This window comes from Streptomyces barkulensis (genome assembly GCF_002843305.1).
GTDB classification, from domain to species: Bacteria; Actinomycetota; Actinomycetes; order Streptomycetales; family Streptomycetaceae; genus Streptomyces; species Streptomyces barkulensis.
Genome location: NZ_PGSG01000015.1, coordinates 1 through 15,529, shown reverse-complemented (window position 1 = coordinate 15,529; position 15,529 = coordinate 1). Strand labels below are relative to the sequence as shown.

The 15,529-nt window shown below is 71.8% G+C and carries 15 protein-coding genes and 1 pseudogene; 11 read left to right on the top strand and 5 right to left on the bottom strand.

Annotation, left to right across the window (positions count from 1 at the left end; all coding sequences use genetic code 11):
* Window positions 1-73: 73 nt before the first annotated feature.
* Window positions 74-595, top strand: coding sequence for a SixA phosphatase family protein (locus tag CUT83_RS03795; RefSeq protein ID WP_101254452.1), 522 nt, complete (start codon window positions 74-76; stop codon window positions 593-595).
* A gap of 127 nt (window positions 596-722) precedes the next feature.
* Here CUT83_RS03795 and serB read toward each other — a convergent pair whose 3' ends face one another.
* A complete protein-coding gene (serB, locus tag CUT83_RS03790; protein WP_101254492.1) occupies window positions 723-1,967 on the bottom strand; it encodes a phosphoserine phosphatase SerB in 1,245 nt (414 codons plus the stop codon).
* 294 nt (window positions 1,968-2,261) lie between these two features.
* Here serB and CUT83_RS03785 point away from each other — a divergent pair, with 294 nt between their 5' ends.
* From CUT83_RS03785 to CUT83_RS03770, 4 genes are all read left to right on the top strand, one after another.
* Window positions 2,262-4,871 (top strand): FHA domain-containing protein, encoded by a 2,610-nt coding sequence (locus tag CUT83_RS03785; protein WP_439144992.1) that lies wholly within the window; start codon window positions 2,262-2,264, stop codon window positions 4,869-4,871.
* A gap of 265 nt (window positions 4,872-5,136) precedes the next feature.
* A complete protein-coding gene (locus CUT83_RS03780) occupies window positions 5,137-6,276 on the top strand; it encodes a GAF domain-containing sensor histidine kinase (RefSeq protein ID WP_101254450.1) in 1,140 nt (379 codons plus the stop codon).
* The gene (locus tag CUT83_RS03775; protein WP_277347701.1) at window positions 6,269-6,922 is read left to right on the top strand and encodes a response regulator; all 654 of its coding nucleotides are present in this window, start codon (window positions 6,269-6,271) and stop codon (window positions 6,920-6,922) included. Before CUT83_RS03780 ends, CUT83_RS03775 begins: the two co-directional genes overlap by 8 nt.
* A gap of 198 nt (window positions 6,923-7,120) precedes the next feature.
* Window positions 7,121-7,327, top strand: a complete 207-nt coding sequence (locus CUT83_RS03770) for a chaplin (RefSeq protein WP_101254490.1) — start codon at window positions 7,121-7,123, stop codon at window positions 7,325-7,327.
* A gap of 89 nt (window positions 7,328-7,416) precedes the next feature.
* Here CUT83_RS03770 and CUT83_RS03765 read toward each other — a convergent pair whose 3' ends face one another.
* The gene (locus CUT83_RS03765) at window positions 7,417-8,199 is read right to left on the bottom strand and encodes an Rv1486c family protein (protein ID WP_101254449.1); all 783 of its coding nucleotides are present in this window, start codon (window positions 8,197-8,199) and stop codon (window positions 7,417-7,419) included.
* A 108-nt stretch (window positions 8,200-8,307) separates the two neighbouring features.
* Here CUT83_RS03765 and CUT83_RS03760 point away from each other — a divergent pair, with 108 nt between their 5' ends.
* The 4 genes from CUT83_RS03760 (at window position 8,308) to CUT83_RS03745 (ending at window position 11,498) form a co-directional block, all read left to right on the top strand.
* The gene (locus CUT83_RS03760; protein ID WP_101254448.1) at window positions 8,308-9,099 is read left to right on the top strand and encodes an ABC transporter ATP-binding protein; all 792 of its coding nucleotides are present in this window, start codon (window positions 8,308-8,310) and stop codon (window positions 9,097-9,099) included.
* 21 nt (window positions 9,100-9,120) lie between these two features.
* Window positions 9,121-9,543 (top strand): NfeD family protein, encoded by a 423-nt coding sequence (locus CUT83_RS03755; protein WP_101254447.1) that lies wholly within the window; start codon window positions 9,121-9,123, stop codon window positions 9,541-9,543.
* Window positions 9,544-9,658: 115 nt separating this feature from the next.
* Window positions 9,659-10,630, top strand: coding sequence for an SPFH domain-containing protein (locus tag CUT83_RS03750; RefSeq protein ID WP_101254446.1), 972 nt, complete (start codon window positions 9,659-9,661; stop codon window positions 10,628-10,630).
* Window positions 10,631-10,730: 100 nt separating this feature from the next.
* Window positions 10,731-11,498 (top strand): sulfite exporter TauE/SafE family protein, encoded by a 768-nt coding sequence (locus CUT83_RS03745; RefSeq protein WP_101254445.1) that lies wholly within the window; start codon window positions 10,731-10,733, stop codon window positions 11,496-11,498.
* Window positions 11,499-11,542: 44 nt separating this feature from the next.
* On the opposite strand, the gene CUT83_RS03740 is transcribed toward CUT83_RS03745, so the two are convergent.
* From CUT83_RS03740 to CUT83_RS03730, 3 genes are all read right to left on the bottom strand, one after another.
* Window positions 11,543-12,052 carry an HNH endonuclease gene (locus CUT83_RS03740; protein WP_101254444.1) on the bottom strand — a complete coding sequence of 170 codons (510 nt, stop codon included), beginning with the start codon at window positions 12,050-12,052 and terminating at the stop codon, window positions 11,543-11,545.
* Window positions 12,053-12,473: 421 nt separating this feature from the next.
* Complete coding sequence (locus CUT83_RS03735; protein ID WP_101254443.1) at window positions 12,474-13,013, bottom strand: YbhB/YbcL family Raf kinase inhibitor-like protein; 540 nt, start codon at window positions 13,011-13,013, stop codon at window positions 12,474-12,476.
* 130 nt (window positions 13,014-13,143) lie between these two features.
* Window positions 13,144-13,926: a sporulation protein gene (locus tag CUT83_RS03730; protein ID WP_101254442.1), complete on the bottom strand. Its 783-nt coding sequence runs from the start codon at window positions 13,924-13,926 to the stop codon at window positions 13,144-13,146.
* A 109-nt stretch (window positions 13,927-14,035) separates the two neighbouring features.
* On the opposite strand from CUT83_RS03730, the pseudogene CUT83_RS03725 reads away from it, so the two are divergent.
* Both CUT83_RS03725 and CUT83_RS03720 read left to right on the top strand, forming a co-directional pair.
* Window positions 14,036-14,314, top strand: a pseudogene (locus tag CUT83_RS03725) (DNA-3-methyladenine glycosylase); the annotation flags it as partial.
* A 17-nt stretch (window positions 14,315-14,331) separates the two neighbouring features.
* Window positions 14,332-14,943 (top strand): DNA-3-methyladenine glycosylase, encoded by a 612-nt coding sequence (locus CUT83_RS03720; protein ID WP_101254440.1) that lies wholly within the window; start codon window positions 14,332-14,334, stop codon window positions 14,941-14,943.
* Window positions 14,944-15,529: the final 586 nt, after the last annotated feature.

The window sequence follows — 15,529 nt, the reverse complement described above, 5'->3', positions numbered from 1 at the left end:
CGTGGGGTCACCCGGTCGGGGAGGGTTCCCAACCCCTCGCGCCACACGCCGCCGTTCGTGCGAAGCTGGAGGCATGAGCGCCGATGTGTCACGCAGGATCGTCATCCTCCGACATGCCAAAGCCGACTGGCCCGACGACGTGGCGGACCACGACAGGCCCCTCGCGGAGCGGGGGCGCAGGGACGCACCGGCCGCCGGCCGCTGGCTCGCAGCCAGCGGCATCGTCCCCGACCTCACCCTCTGCTCCACCGCCGCCCGCACCCGCGAGACCTGGAAGCTGGTCGTCCACGAACTGCCGCAGCGGCCGAGGACGGTCTACGAGGAGCGGCTCTACGAGGCCTCGCTCGGCGAACTGATCGCGGTGGTCAACGAGGTGCCGGACGACATCGTGGACCTCATGCTCGTCGGCCACAACCCCGGTATGCACGCCATGGCCGACGCCCTCGCCGGAGAGGCCGAGGAGGACGCCAGGAGCCGGCTCGACCGCATCGGCTTCCCCACCTCCGCCGCGGCCGTGGTCTCCTTCACCGGCTCCTGGAAGTCCGTGGAGCTCGGGAAGGGCCGCCTCGAGGCGCACTGGGCACCGCACGACTGACGCGCATGACGCGCATGACGCGCGCGACTGACGGCGCACGGCCGAGGACGGTGACGGGCCCGCCGGTCCGGACTCGATCCGCTCCGGCGGGCCCGTGCGTCCGTGCGGATGCCCGCGCCCGGCAGCCTCACACCGCGGTGTCGGCCGCCTCGACCTCCTCGCGCGTGACGCCCAGCAGGTACAGCACGGTGTCCAGGAACGGCACGTTCACCGCGGCGTGCGCGGCCTCCTGCACCACCGGCTTGGCGTTGAACGCGACCCCGAGCCCCGCGGTGTTGAGCATGTCCAGGTCGTTGGCGCCGTCGCCGATCGCCACGGTCTGGGCCAGCGGCACCCCGGCCTCCGCCGCGAAGCGGCGCAGCAGCCGGGCCTTGCCCGCCCGGTCCACGACCTCCCCGACGACCCGGCCGGTCAGCTTCCCGTCCACGATCTCCAGGGTGTTGGCCGAGGCGAAGTCCAGCCCCAGCCGCTCCCGCAGATCGTCGGTGACCTGCGTGAAGCCGCCCGACACCACGCCCACCTGATAGCCCAGGCGCTTGAGCGTGCGGATGAGGGTGCGGGCCCCCGGCGTGAGCCGGACCTCGGCGCGCACCTTGTCGACCACCGACTCGTCAAGCCCTTCCAGCAGTGCCACCCGGGCGTGCAGCGACTGCTCGAAGTCCAGCTCGCCGCGCATCGCGGCGGCGGTCACCCCGGCGACCTCCTCCTCGCAGCCGGCGTGCGCCGCGAACAGTTCGATCACCTCGTCCTGGATGAGCGTGGAGTCCACGTCCATCACCACCAGGCGCTGCGCCCGGCGGTGCAGCCCGGCGGCGACGACGGCGACGTCCACGCCCAGGGCCGCCGCCTTCGGGGCCAGGGCGGTGCGCAGCTCCTCCGTCCCGGTGCCGGACACCGCGAACTCCACCGCCGTGACCGGGTACTTCGCCAGCCGGAAGATCCGGTCGATGTTGCCGCCGACACCGGTTATCCGGGCGGCGATGGCGGCCGTGGCCTCGGCGGTCAGCGGATGGCCGAGCACGGTGACGTGGGAACGGCCGGTGCCGCGCGGCCGGTTGTCGCCCCGGCCCGAGATGATCTCCGCCTGGAGCCGCATCGACTCCGCCCAGGAGTGCACGGTCGCCCGCAGCCCCCCCTCGGAGCCGCTCCCGCCCGGCGTGGTGACCAGGGCGCACAGGGTGATGCGGCCGCGGGTGACGACCTGCTCGATGTCTATGACGTCCAGCGAGTAGGCGGCCAGCGTCTCGAAGAGACCTGCGGTGATGCCCGGCCGGTCCTTGCCGAAGATCTTCACCAGGAGGGTGGGGGTGTCGGCGTCCGCACCGGCGGGGACGGCGGCGGGGACGGGCGGCGGGGTCTGCGAAGCGCTCATGATGATCCCTACGGTATCGAGCACCAGGGCGGTTCCGTACGCACGTCCGTACCCCGGACAGCTCCGGTCAGGCTCCGCCGGAGGCGTTCCGCGCCTCCGGCGGAGCCTGACCGTCGCCGCCCTGTCCGGTCCTCCCGGCGGCCGGGGAGCGGACCGTAGCGGTTCGGCGACCATCCGGCGGGGGCGACTTCATGTCCTGCCGCGAAGCCTGGAATAGTTCCCCCACGATCGTTCACCATCCCTAGCCCCCTCATCACAGGGGGTAGCTCGGGGGACAACTTTGTGGGGCATGGAGTGCCGGAACTCGTACTGGAACTGAACGGACGGACCTGGACGCTCGACCCGTCCAGGCCCTACACCCTCGGACGCGATCCGCAGGGTGACCTCGTGGTCGACGACGCCAGGGTCTCCTGGCGTCACGCCACACTGCGCTGGGGCGGCGAAGGCTGGCTTCTCGAGGACCACGGCAGCACCAACGGCACGTACACACAGGGACGGCGTGTCCAGCAGCTGGAGGTCGGCGCGGGCTCGGTGGTGCACCTGGGCAACGCCACCGACGGGCCCCGGCTGGCCTTCTCCGGCCGGACCGCGGCGGCTCCCGCGGCCGCTCCCGCGCAGGCGGTGCCCGTCCCGCAGCCGGCGGCGCGGCCGCAGGGCGGCCCCGGCCGGGGCCACCAGCCACAGGCCCCGGCCCCGCAGCAGACGCCGCAGCACGTACAGCAGCCGGTGCCGCAGCAGTACGCGCCACAGCCTCCCCGGGGAGCGGTCCCCCCGCACGGCGGCGCGCCGCAGCAGGCGGGCGTCCCGGTCCACGGCGACCACCGCAACCCGACCACGTTCCACCAGCTCTCGCTGGGCCGGGTGATGCGGATCGGCCGCGCGCTGGAGAACGAGCTGGTCGTCTCCGACCTCCAGGTCTCCCGCCACCACGCGGAGTTCCGCTCCGCCCCCGGCGGCCGCTTCGAGATCCGCGACCTCGGCAGCCACAACGGCACGTATGTCAACGGCCAGCCGCTGCCCAAGTCGGGCACGGCGGTCCTCGGCCCGGACGACATCGTCGGCGTCGGCCACTCGACCTTCCGGGTGGTGGGCGACCGGCTCGAGGAGTTCGTCGACACCGGCGAGGTCTCCTTCTCGGCCCGTCATCTGACCGTCAAGGTCGACGGCGGCAAGGTGATCCTCAACAACGTCACCTTCGGCGTGCCCGAGAAGTCCCTGGTGGCCGTCATCGGCCCGTCCGGCTCCGGCAAGTCCACACTGCTGCGCGCCCTGACCGGCTACCGCCCGGCCGACGTCGGCGAGGTCCTCTACGACAACCGGGACCTCTACAAGCAGTTCGCCGAGCTGCGCCAGCGCATCGGCCTGGTCCCGCAGGACGACATCCTCCACAAGGAGCTGACCGTCCGCACCGCCCTGCGCTACGCCGCCAAGCTGCGCTTCCCCGGCGACGTCGCCGAGGCCGAGCGCAACGCGCGGATCGAGGAGGTGCTGGCCGAGCTCAAGCTCGACATCCACGCCGGAAAGAAGATCACCTCCCTCTCCGGCGGCCAGCGCAAGCGCGTCTCGGTCGCACTGGAACTGCTCACCAAGCCGTCGCTGATCTTCCTGGACGAACCGACCTCCGGCCTGGACCCGGGCATGGACCGCGACGTGATGAAGTTGCTGCGGGAACTGGCCGACGACGGCCGCACCGTGCTGGTGGTCACCCACTCCGTCGCCGAGCTCGCACTGTGCGACCGCGTCCTGGTGATGGCGCCCGGTGGCGGCGTGGCCTACTTCGGCCCGCCCGAGGAGGCCCTGAACTTCTTCGGTTACGACAGCTGGGCGGACGTCTTCTCGGCCTTCGAGAACTACCGCGACTACGACTGGATCGGCCGCTGGCAGGGCTCGCAGCACTACCGGCTCTACGCCGCCGACCTCGACACCGCCGCTCCGCAGCAGGCGCATCCCCAGTACCCCCAGTACCCCCAGCAACCTCACTACCCCCAGCATCCCCAGCACCCCCAGCACCCCCAGTACGCGGCGCCGCCCGCGCCCGCGTCGGCGTCCCGGCCGCCCAAGCCGCAGAGCTGGGGATCCCAGCTGTGGACCCTCACCCGGCGCTACATGTCGGTCATCGCCTCCGACAAGGGCTTCCTCGCCCTGATGGTCGTCCTGCCCGTGATCCTGGGCGTGGTCAGCACGGTGATCCCCACCGACCACGGCCTCACGCGCAACCCCGAGGGTTTCAACCAGCACGCGGGCACCATCCTGCTGATCCTCGCGGTCGGCATGTGCCTGTCCGGCGCGGCCAACTCGGTGCGCGAGCTGGTCAAGGAACGGGTCATCTACGAACGCGAACGGGCCACCGGCCTGTCCAGGTCCGCCTATCTGATGTCCAAGGTGATCGTCCTCGGAATGATCACCGCCTTCCAGGGCGTGATCATCTGCGCCATCGGCTTCTCGGTGCGCGAACTGCCGGAAGAGGGCCTGATCATGCCCACGGCCGTCGAACTGTGCGTGGGGATCATCGCGTTCGGCCTCACCTCCATGATGGTCGGCCTGGTGATCTCCTCGCTGGTGAAGACATCCGAGATGACCATGCCCCTGCTGGTGGGCTTCGCGATCATCCAGCTGGTCTTCACCGGCGTGCTCTTCCAGGTCTTCGACGCGCCCGGCATCGAGCAGGTCGCCTGGCTGATGCCCTCGCGCTGGGCGGTCGCGGCCACCGGGGCCACCGTCGACCTGTCGCACACCATGGCCCCCTGGGACCGCGACAACCCCACCAACCTCGACCCGCTGTGGGAGCACAGCACGGGGGTGTGGGTGATGGACATGCTGATCCTGCTCGCCATCGGCGTCGCCTGCGGCTTCGCGGTGGCCCGCCTGCTGCGCCGCCACGAGCCGGAGGTCATGCGCAAGTAGACGGCCGCACGACCGCGCAGCCGCGCGGCACGAGCACCGCCTCCCGCCCCGCCGGATTCTTCCGGTGGGGCGGGGGTGTTTTCGGGGGCGTCCGGGGGCGGGGAGTCCGCGAGAGCCGCCGGACCGGCGGACACAGGACCGGCGGACACAGGACCGGCGGACACAGGACCGGTGGGGCGTCCGCCGCCGGTCCTACGACCACCGCCCAGACCCTCCCGGACGGTTGGCCGATCCGCCCGCGAACCCCCGCCGGTACCGTGACCGCATGCTCCCGAGAACCGGGCTGGCGGCCGTCAGCGCCGCCCTGCTAGCCATGAACCGCCGCCTGGAGGTCCGCGAGGTCCTGCAGACGATCACGACCTCCGCGCGCGAGCTGCTGGACGCCGAGTACGCCGCCCTCGGCGTCCCGGACGACCACGGCGGCTTCGCGCAGTTCGTGGTGGCCGGGGTCAGCGACGAGAGGTGGCGCGCGATCGGGCCGCTGCCCCGCCAGCACGGCATCCTCGCCGCCATGCTGCGCGACGCCTCCCCGCAGCGGCTCGCCGACGTCCGCCGGGATCCGCGTTTCGAGGGCTGGCCCGACGCCCACCCGGAGCTGGCCGACTTCATCGGCATGCCGATCGCCGACGGCGAGGAGGTGCTCGGGGCGATCTTCCTCGCCAACAAGCGGTGCGACCGCCCCGAAGGAGGCTGCGGTTTCACCGGTGAGGACGAGGAGCTGCTGCGGCTGCTCGCCGAGCACGCCGCCATCGCGCTGACCAACGCCCGCCTCTACGAGCGCAGCCGCGAGCTGACCATCGCAGGGGAGCGCGCCCGCATCGCCCACGAACTGCACGACGCCGTCTCCCAGAAGCTGTTCTCCCTGCGTCTGACCGCTCAGGCCGCCACCGCCCTGGTCGGCCGCGACCCGGACCGTGCCAGGGAGGAGCTGCGCAGGGTCGCCGGGCTGGCGGCCGAGGCCGCCGACGAGCTGCGGGCCGCCGTCGTCGAACTGCGTCCCGCCGCCCTGGAGGAGGACGGACTGGCCGCCGCCCTGCGCAGCCAGGTACAGGTCCTGGACCGGGCGCACAGCGCCCGTGTCGTCTTCGACGCCGAGGGCGTGCGGGCGCTGCCCGCCGCCCAGGAGGAGGCGCTGCTGAGAGTCGCGCAGGAGGCCCTGCACAACGCTCTGCGGCACTCCGGCGCCCGGCGCGTCACCGTCCTCCTCGCCCGCCGCGGCACCGGTGCCGTGCTGCGGGTGGCCGACGACGGAAGCGGTTTCGATCCCGCGGCGGTCCGCCGCGCGGGCCGCCGCCTGGGCCTGGTGTCGATGCGCGACCGGGCGGACGGGGTCGGCGGCACGCTGAGGGTGGACTCGGAGCCCGGCGGGGGCACGGTGATCGAGATGGAGGTGCCCGGTGGCTGAAGCGGCCGACGAGGTGATCAGAGTCCTGCTGGTGGACGACCACCAGGTCGTGCGCCGGGGACTGCGTACGTTCCTGGAGGTCCAGGGGGACATCGAGGTGGTCGGCGAGGCCGCCGACGGGGCGCAGGGCGTGGCCCGCGCCGAGGAGCTGCGGCCCGACGTCGTCCTGATGGACCTCAGGATGCCCGGCGCGGACGGCGTCGAGGCGCTGCGCAAGCTGCGTGAACTGGGCAATCCCGCCCGGGTGCTGGTCGTCACCAGCTTCACCGAGCAGCGCACCGTCGTCCCCGCCCTGCGCGCGGGCGCCGCCGGCTACGTCTACAAGGACATCGACCCCGACGCGCTGGCCGGGGCCATCCGCTCGGTGCACGCCGGGCACGTCCTGCTGCAGCCGGAGGTCGCCCGTGCCCTGCTCAGCCAGGAGGGGGCCGGCGGTGGGCCGGGCCGTGGCACATCCCTGACCGAGCGGGAGCGCGAGGTGCTCGCGCTGATAGCCGACGGGCGCTCCAACCGGGGGATCGCGCGCCATCTGGTGCTGTCCGAGAAGACCGTCAAGACGCACGTGTCCAACATCCTGATGAAGCTGGACCTCGCCGACCGCACCCAGGCGGCGCTGTGGGCCGTCCGGCACGGGATGGCCGGCTGACGGGCCGCCGCCGAGCCGGCACTCCTGCCCCTCCGGCGGAAATCCGTACCTAAATTCATACGAACGTGTGGATGTCACCGGTGTGGCGTATCGCAGTCGACCCCGGCCCGTTCTCCAGTGCGTGCCGCGGCGAACGGCCGCGGCGAACGCAAGGAGGACCGAGAAGTGAAGAACCTCAAGAGGGTCACCGCCGTCGCGATGGTGGCCGGCGGGCTCGTCGCCGCCGGTGCGGGCGCGGCCTCGGCCAGCTCGGGCGCGCAGGGCGCGGCCGTCCACTCGCCCGGCGTCGCCTCGGGCAACGTGATCCAGGTGCCCGTCCACGTGCCGGTCAACGTCTGCGGCAACACCGTCAACGTCATCGGCCTGCTCAACCCGGCCTTCGGCAACGCCTGCGCCAACGTCTGAGCACGCGCGGGCGGGCGCGGGCGGCTCCGCCCGCGCCCGCCCCGCACCGCCGGCCTCCCCGGACCCGACCGGGGGGCCGGATCCCGCGCTCAGCCCCGCTCGCGCTCCTCCACATACGCGTTGTACGCGGCCACCACAGCCCGCCTGGCCGTACGCTCCACCGGCCGCAGCACCTCGCCCCGCGCCGCCATCGCCCCCGCGCTCACCGCGCCGCCGTGGTCCGGCCCGCCCGCGATCTCCACCAGCGCGCCCACCCGCTGCGCCAGCTCCAGAACGCGTACCGCGCGCGGCGGATAGCCCGGCGCCAGCAACGCGCGCCCCGCCTCCGCCCGCGCCCGGTACGCCTCCAGCGCCGCCGCGGCCACCGGACCGGAACCGGCCACGTCCAGCCGCGTCAGCACCTCGGTCGCCTCGCGCAGCGCCTCCGCCAGCTCCCGCTCGGCCTCCCCGAGCGACGGCACGTCCGCGGGCGGGGCCTCGCGCACCGGCAGGCAGTGCCACACCACCTCGGTGTGCACATCGCCCCGCGGGCCCGCCTCGCGCACCAGCGGCACCAGTCCCAGCGGCGCACCCGTCCCGACCACGGCCTCGCCGGCCTCCAGGGCACGGGCGTTGAACCCGGGCGGCCCGCTCAGCCCCAGCGGATGCCCCGGCGCGGGCAGCGCCAGCCGCAGACCCGTCACCCCCGAGGCACGCAGCCGGCCGAGCGCGAGGGTGAGACCCACCTCACCGGGCTCGCCCGGCAGGCCCGCCACGCGGTGCACCGTGTCGCCGCCCACGATGCGCGAAGCGGCGTCGTCGGGCGACACCACTCCGGCGAACAGGGCATTTCCCCAGGCGGCCAGCCGCCCGGAACGAGGTTCTTCGAGCATGCCCCCAGCCTAAGGACAGTCGCGCGGAAGAGGTGGCGTAGGTTTTCCCTGGGGACTGTGCCCACAGGCACAGGCGACAGCCGCGACTGCAATGGGAGACAACGCGCCATGAGCGATGTACTGGAGCTGGTGGACGTATCCGTGGTCCGCGAGGGTCGGGCTCTGGTGGAGGACGTCTCCTGGTCGGTCAAGGAGGGGGAGCGCTGGGTCATCCTCGGCCCCAACGGCGCCGGCAAGACCACCCTCCTCAACGTCGCCTCCAGCTACCTGTTCCCGACCTCCGGCACCGCCACCGTCCTGGGCGAGAAGCTCGGCTCCGTCGACGTCTTCGAACTGCGTCCGCGCATCGGCATGGCCAGCAGCGCGCTCGCCGAGAAGCTCCCGCGCGACCAGACCGTGCTCCAGACCGTCCTCACCGCCGCCTACGGCATGACCGCCGGCTGGCGCGAGGACTACGACGCGGTCGACGAGCAGCGCGCCCTGGCCTTCCTCGACCGCCTCGGGATGAACGAGTACCTCGAGCGGAGGTTCGGCACCCTCTCCGAGGGGGAGCGCAAGCGCACCCAGATCGCCCGCGCGATGATGGCCGACCCCGAGCTGCTGCTCCTGGACGAGCCGGCCGCCGGACTCGACCTCGGGGGCCGCGAGGACCTGGTGCGCCGCCTCGGGCGGCTCGCCCGCGACCCGTACGCCCCCTCGATGATCATGGTGACCCACCACGTCGAGGAGATCCCCCCGGGTTTCACCCACGTCCTGATGATCCGCCAGGGCAAGGTGCTCACCGCCGGGCCGGTCGAGACGGAGCTGACCTCCGCCAACCTCTCGCGCTGCTTCGGTCTCCCCCTGGTCGTGGAGTACAACGGCGGCCGCTGGACCGCACAGGGTCTCCCGCTCGGCTGACCCGGGCCCTACCATGGCGGTGTGGACGCATGGGTGTGGTGGCTGATCGCCGCCGTAGGACTCGGAATCCCGCTCGTACTCACAGCCATGCCCGAATTCGGCATGTTCGCGGTAGGCGCCGTCGCGGCCGCGGCCGTCGCGGCGCTCGGCGGAGGGCTGACGGCCCAGGTGGTCGTCTTCGTGGTGGTCTCCACCGCGCTGGTCCTCGTCGTCCGCCCCGTCGCCAGACGCATGCAGAAGCAGCGGCCCGAACACCGTAGCGGTGTCGACGCGCTGACGGGACGTCAGGCCGTCGTGCTCGAACGGGTCGACGGCTCCGGTGGCCGCATCAAGCTCGCGGGCGAGATCTGGTCCGCGCGCACCCTCGACGCGAGCGCGTCCTACGAGCCCGGCGACCAGGTGGACGTGGTGGAGATCGACGGGGCGACCGCCGTCGTGATGTGATAGCGGGTGACCGCACGGTCACAACCGCCGGCGACGCCGGCGACGCCGACGGCGCAGTCAGCCGCGCTGGTCAGCCCGGTCAGCGCGAAATCCTAGGAACGCAGGGGGAGCCACGATGGACGCCATCATCATCGTGCTGATCATCCTGGTGGTGCTGGTCTTCATCGCACTCATCAAGACGATCCAGGTCATTCCACAGGCCAGCGCAGCGATCGTGGAGCGCTTCGGCCGCTACACCCGGACACTGAACGCCGGCCTCAACATCGTCGTCCCGTTCATCGACACCATCCGCAACCGCGTCGACCTCCGCGAACAGGTCGTCCCCTTCCCGCCCCAGCCGGTGATCACCCAGGACAACCTGGTCGTGAACATCGACACGGTCATCTACTACCAGGTCACCGACGCGCGGGCCGCGACGTACGAGGTCGCCAGCTACATCCAGGCCATCGAGCAGCTCACCGTCACCACCCTGCGCAACATCATCGGCGGCATGGACCTGGAGCGCACCCTCACCTCCCGCGAGGAGATCAACGCGGCACTGCGCGGCGTCCTGGACGAGGCCACCGGCAAGTGGGGCATCCGCGTCAACCGCGTCGAGCTCAAGGCGATCGAGCCGCCGACCTCCATCCAGGACTCGATGGAGAAGCAGATGCGCGCCGACCGCGACAAGCGCGCCGCGATCCTCCAGGCCGAGGGCGTGCGCCAGTCGCAGATCCTCACCGCCGAGGGTGAGAAGCAGTCCTCCATCCTGCGCGCCGAGGGCGAGGCCAAGGCCGCCGCGCTGCGCGCCGAGGGCGAGGCCCAGGCGATCCGCACGGTCTTCGAGTCCATCCACGCCGGCGACCCGGACCAGAAGCTGCTGTCCTACCAGTACCTCCAGATGCTCCCGAAGATCGCCGAAGGCGACGCCAACAAGCTGTGGATCGTGCCCAGCGAGATCGGGGACGCCCTCAAGGGACTCGGCGGCGCACTGGGTAACTTCGGCCCCGGAACCGGCCCCGCGGCCCCCTCCGGCAACTCCTCCGGAGACGGCGGCGCGGGCCACGCCGGCCTGACCAAGCGCCGGGAACAGCCGCCGATCGACTGACGACACACTCCGCCCCCTACGGCGCACCCGGATACACCGCGACCACGCCCCTCGGGCATGATCGGTGCACCAGACACCGATCGGCTGAGGGGCGTTGCGCGTGAACATCTGGGAGGCGCTGGCGGTCTGCGTCGCAGGCATAGGCGCGGGCACGATCAACACGATCGTCGGCTCGGGAACCCTGATCACCTTCCCCGTGCTGCTCGCGGTCGGGCTCCCACCCGTCACCGCGAACGTCTCCAACGCACTGGGACTGGTGCCCGGCTCCATCAGCGGCGCCGTCGGCTACCGCCGGGAACTGCGCGGGCAGCGCGACCGCGTGCTGCGGCTGAGTGCCGCGGCCCTGGCCGGGGGAGTGACCGGGGCCGCCCTGCTGATCGCGCTGCCCTCCGCGGCGTTCGACACGATCGTCCCGGTCCTCGTCGCGCTGGCCCTGGTGCTCGTCGTCGCCCAGCCGCGCCTGGCCCGCGCGATCCGGCGCCGCCGCGAGCGCAACGGCGGTGCCGCCCATCCCCACGGCGGCCCGGCGCTCCTCGGCGGCATGACCCTGGCCAGCATGTACGGCGGCTACTTCGGAGCCGCCCAGGGTGTCATCTACCTCGCGCTGATGGGCCTGCTCATCAACGACGACCTCCAGCGGATCAACGCCGTCAAGAACATCCTCGGCGCGATCGTCAACGGCTCGGCCGCGGTCTTCTTCCTCTTCGTCGCCGACTTCGACTGGACCGCCGTCCTGCTCATCGCGGTCGGCTCGGCGGTCGGCGGACAACTCGGCGCCCGGGTGGGACGCAGACTGCCGCCGACCGCTCTGCGCGCGGTCATCGTGGCCGTCGGCGCGATGGCGATCGTCCAGCTCCTACTGAACTGAACAGACCGGACCGGCCACCGCACACGGCGACCTCGCGAAGACCCTCAGGCGGAGGTGGGCAGTGTCAGCCACTGCGGCAGCGCCTCACCGTCCCGCAGCCCCAGCGCGAGGACGAGCGCGTCCGCCGGCGTCGGCTCGAACGGCTGCGTCAGCAGCCGCATGCCCGCCTGAGCGGGGGTGCGGTCGGCCTTGCGGTGGTTGTCCTCCGCGCACGCCGCGACCGTGTTCAGCCAGGTGTCGCCGCCCCCGCGCGAGCGCGGCACGACATGGTCCACCGTGGTCGCCCGGCGCCCGCAGTAGGCACACCGGTGCCGGTCCCGTACGAGCACACCGCGCCGCGACCACGCCGCCCGTTGTCGGAACGGGACCCGTACGTATCTGCGAAGCCTGATCACCTGCGGTACCGGGAGATCGACCCGCGCCGCCCGTACGCGCAGCCCGGGGTGCGACTGCTCCACCACGGCCTTGTCCTGCATCACCAGCACCACCGCACGCCGCAGCGACACCGTCGACAGCGGCTCGAAACCGGCATTGAGCACCAGCGTTTCGCGCATCTCACCCACCTCCGGACCCGCCCCCGCGGCGGGGTGGGACCACTGTGCCGCTGCCCGTCCGGGCGGACAACGCAATTTCCGCACGGTGTACGGGAGATGGGAACGCGGCGACACCCGGATGACACGGATGCCGGGAAAAGGGGGGAAAGGGAGAAGAGGGAGGAGGAAGCACCCGGGAGCGGAAGCGGGGCGGAGCGGTCGAGAGGGGCAGCCGACACGGCCACCTGTCCCCCGGCGGGCGTGAGCGCGCCCCGCCGCCCCCGCCACACTGCGGTGCCGACTGCCCGGCCACCACTGTGCGATCCGGAGACGACGGGGCGCAAAGGCTTTTCCCGCCCGTGGGACGGCCACCGGAAGACGGCCACCGGAAAAGTCCCCGGTCCCCCGGTCCTCGGCTCCCGGACCCCGGGGCGACCGGGTGTCAGCCCCCGGCGGGCACCTCGTACTCACCGATCAGCTGTGCGCGGGCCAGCGTGTGGAACCGCAGGTTGAAGCCGACCACGGCGGGCGACGCGTCCGCATCCACGCCCAGCCTCTCGGTGTCCACGGCGTAGACCGTGAACACATAGCGGTGCGGACCGTCCCCGGGCGGCGGCGCGGCCCCGCCGAAGTCACGGGTGCCGTAGTCGTTGCGGACATGCACGGCCTCCGCGGGCATCCCCCTCATCCCACCCGTGCCGGCACCCGCGGGCAGCTCCGTCACGGTCGCCGGGATGTCGAACACCGACCAGTGCCAGAAACCGCTGCCGGTCGGCGCGTCGGGGTCGTAGCAGGTGACGGCGAAGCTCCTGGTCCCCTCCGGAAAGCCCTCCCAGCGCAGGTGCGGGGAGGTGTTGCCCTCGGCATGGACCTGATCGGGCTTCAGCCGGGCGCCCTCGAAGACGTCGTCGCTCACGACCGTGAACGACGGCACCGGGGGGTGGAAGTCGTGGGGGAGCGGGCGCCGCTTCTGCTCGGTCACGTGGGAAAACCTCCTCGGTAGCGCGACATCGCTGCACCGGCCAGCCTAACGATCCCGGCCCTCCGGACAGCGCAGGGCGCGGCCCGGTACGGCACCGGACCGCGCCCTGCGCGGGAAACGCCCGAGCCCCTCAGAACCAGTTCCGCCTGCCGCCGACCTCGGCCAGCCACTGGTTGAGGTAAGCGGCCCAGTCGGTCTGCTGAAAGTCCGACAGGCCCACGGTGAAGGAGCGGTAGGTGTCGCTGCCCTCGCTGAACAGACCGGCCTTCTTGTCCATCTCCAGCACGACGTCCATTCCGTGCTCGTCCGCGACGAAGCTCAGCTCGACCTGGCTCAGCCCGCGGTACTGCTGCGGGGCCAGGAACTCGATCTCCTGGTAGAACGGCAGCTTCTGCCGGGTGCCGCGGATGTGCCCCTGCTCCATGTCCGCGCTCTTGAACCGGAACCCCAGGGCCCCGAAGGCGTCCAGGATCGCCTGCTGGGCGGGGAGCGGGTGGACGTTCACCGGGTCGAGGTCACCGGAGTCCACCGCCTTGGCGATCGCCAGCTCCGTCGTCACCCCGATGTTCATCCCGGTCAGGTGGCGGCCGGTGAACATGGTGATCGGGGTCTCCCACGGCACCTCCAGCCCGAAGGGCACCGTGTGCACCGCGCCCGGCTGCAGGTCGAAGGCGCCACCGAGCTGCATGCGGTGGAACTCGACGTTCCTGGTGTACTCCTCCTCCCCGCCCTCCACCTCGACGCGGGCCTGGAGACCGACCGACAGCCCCTGGATCTCCTGGGCGACCGATCCGCCCTGGATCCGTACCTCCCCCTGGACGACGCCGCCCGGAACCACGTTCGGCTCGGTCAGCACCGTCTCCACCGACGCGCCGCCGATACCCACACTCGCGAACAGCTTCTTGAAGCCCATGTTCTTCCTCCCCCAGGCCCTGGCCTGTGTGTCGTGCCGATCTCTAAGAACGCCCGCAGTCTGCCGGACGGTTCCGCCGGGCAGGGCCGCCGCCCGCAGTTGTTACCCGATGGCTGCACTACGCTCGACAGGCGTGAGCGCCGACCACGACCGTAAGCCCCTGCCCCGGGCACTCTTCGACCGGCCCGTTCCGGAGGTCGCTCCGGACCTGCTCGGCCGTGTCCCGGTCCGCATGACCGACGGCGGCCCGGCCGAGGCCCGTCCGACCGGGGCCGAGGCGTACCCGGGCCGTGTCGACCCGGGATCGCACACCTGCCGGGGCCGCACCGAGCGCAACGCCGTGACGTCCGGCCCTCCCGGCCACGCGTACGTCCACTTCACCTACGGCAGGGCAAGGCGGCCGGCATGAACGTCGCCGACCTCGCCCACCCCGCTGAAGAAGTCGCCCCCAAGCTGCTCGGTGCCGTCCTCACACACGAGGCGCCCGAGGGAACCGTGAGCATCACCATCACGGAGACCGAGGCGTACTCCGGTACGGCCGACCCGGCCTCCCATGCCTACCGAGGCCGGACACCCCGTAACACCGTCATGTTCGGACCCGCGGGGCACCTGTACGTCTACCGGTCCCACGGACTCCACTGGTGCGCCAACGTCGTCACGGGTACGGATGGCATCGCCTCGGCCGTCCTCGTCCGGGCAGGCAGGGTCGTCGAGGGGGAAGACCTGGCACGCAAGCGGCGAGGGGAGAAGGTCGAGAGCTCACGTCTTGCCCGGGGGCCGGGGAACTTCTGCCAGGCACTCGGCATCACGGGAGAGCACAACGACGCGGATCTCCTCGCGGGCACCTCGGTCATGCTGTCCGAGGGCGAGCCGGTACCAGCCGCGCTCATCCGGGCCGGTCCTCGGGTGGGCGTGAGCAGGGCACACGACTGGCAACACCGGTTCTACCTCGCCGGTGATCCCACGGTCTCGGCGTACCGGCTGAGCCCGAGAGCCAACCCGTCCGCCGGGGCCTGAGCCGCTGTGCGCTCTGCTCACGGTTCGCCGGCGAGCCGGCGCCGAGTCGGGGCGGAAGACGCGCCCCCCGCGAGGGCTGAGTGCCGCCGGGTGTGGCTTGACGCTGGACCGACCGAGGTCTAACGTAGAACGAGCCGCTGGAACGGGACGAGATCCACGGCGACCGGACAGGTCGCGTGAGAGAGGCCCGGAGCGGACACCACCAGATACGGACTCCCCGATTCGGGGGTCGTTTCCGTTGCGTTCGAAACGTACGGGAAAGCGATCCGAATGGCTCGATTATGAGTCGCCGGAGAGATCCGCTAAGGTGGTGAACACACCGAAGGGAAGTGCCCGGAGGGGCCCCGGAAGGGGTGCCGAAGGAAGCGTCCGTTCCTTGAGAACTCAACAGCGTGCCAAAAGTCAACGCCAGATATGTTGATACCCCGTTCCCGGGCCGCTCGGCCGGGGAACGAGGTTCCTTTGAAACATCACACAGCGAGGACGCTGCGCACCGGGGAAATCATTCCTTTCCGCCGGTGCCGCTCTGCGCGGATGTGACCCCCCGAGTACGGGGAGACATTCACGGAGAGTTTGATCCTGGCTC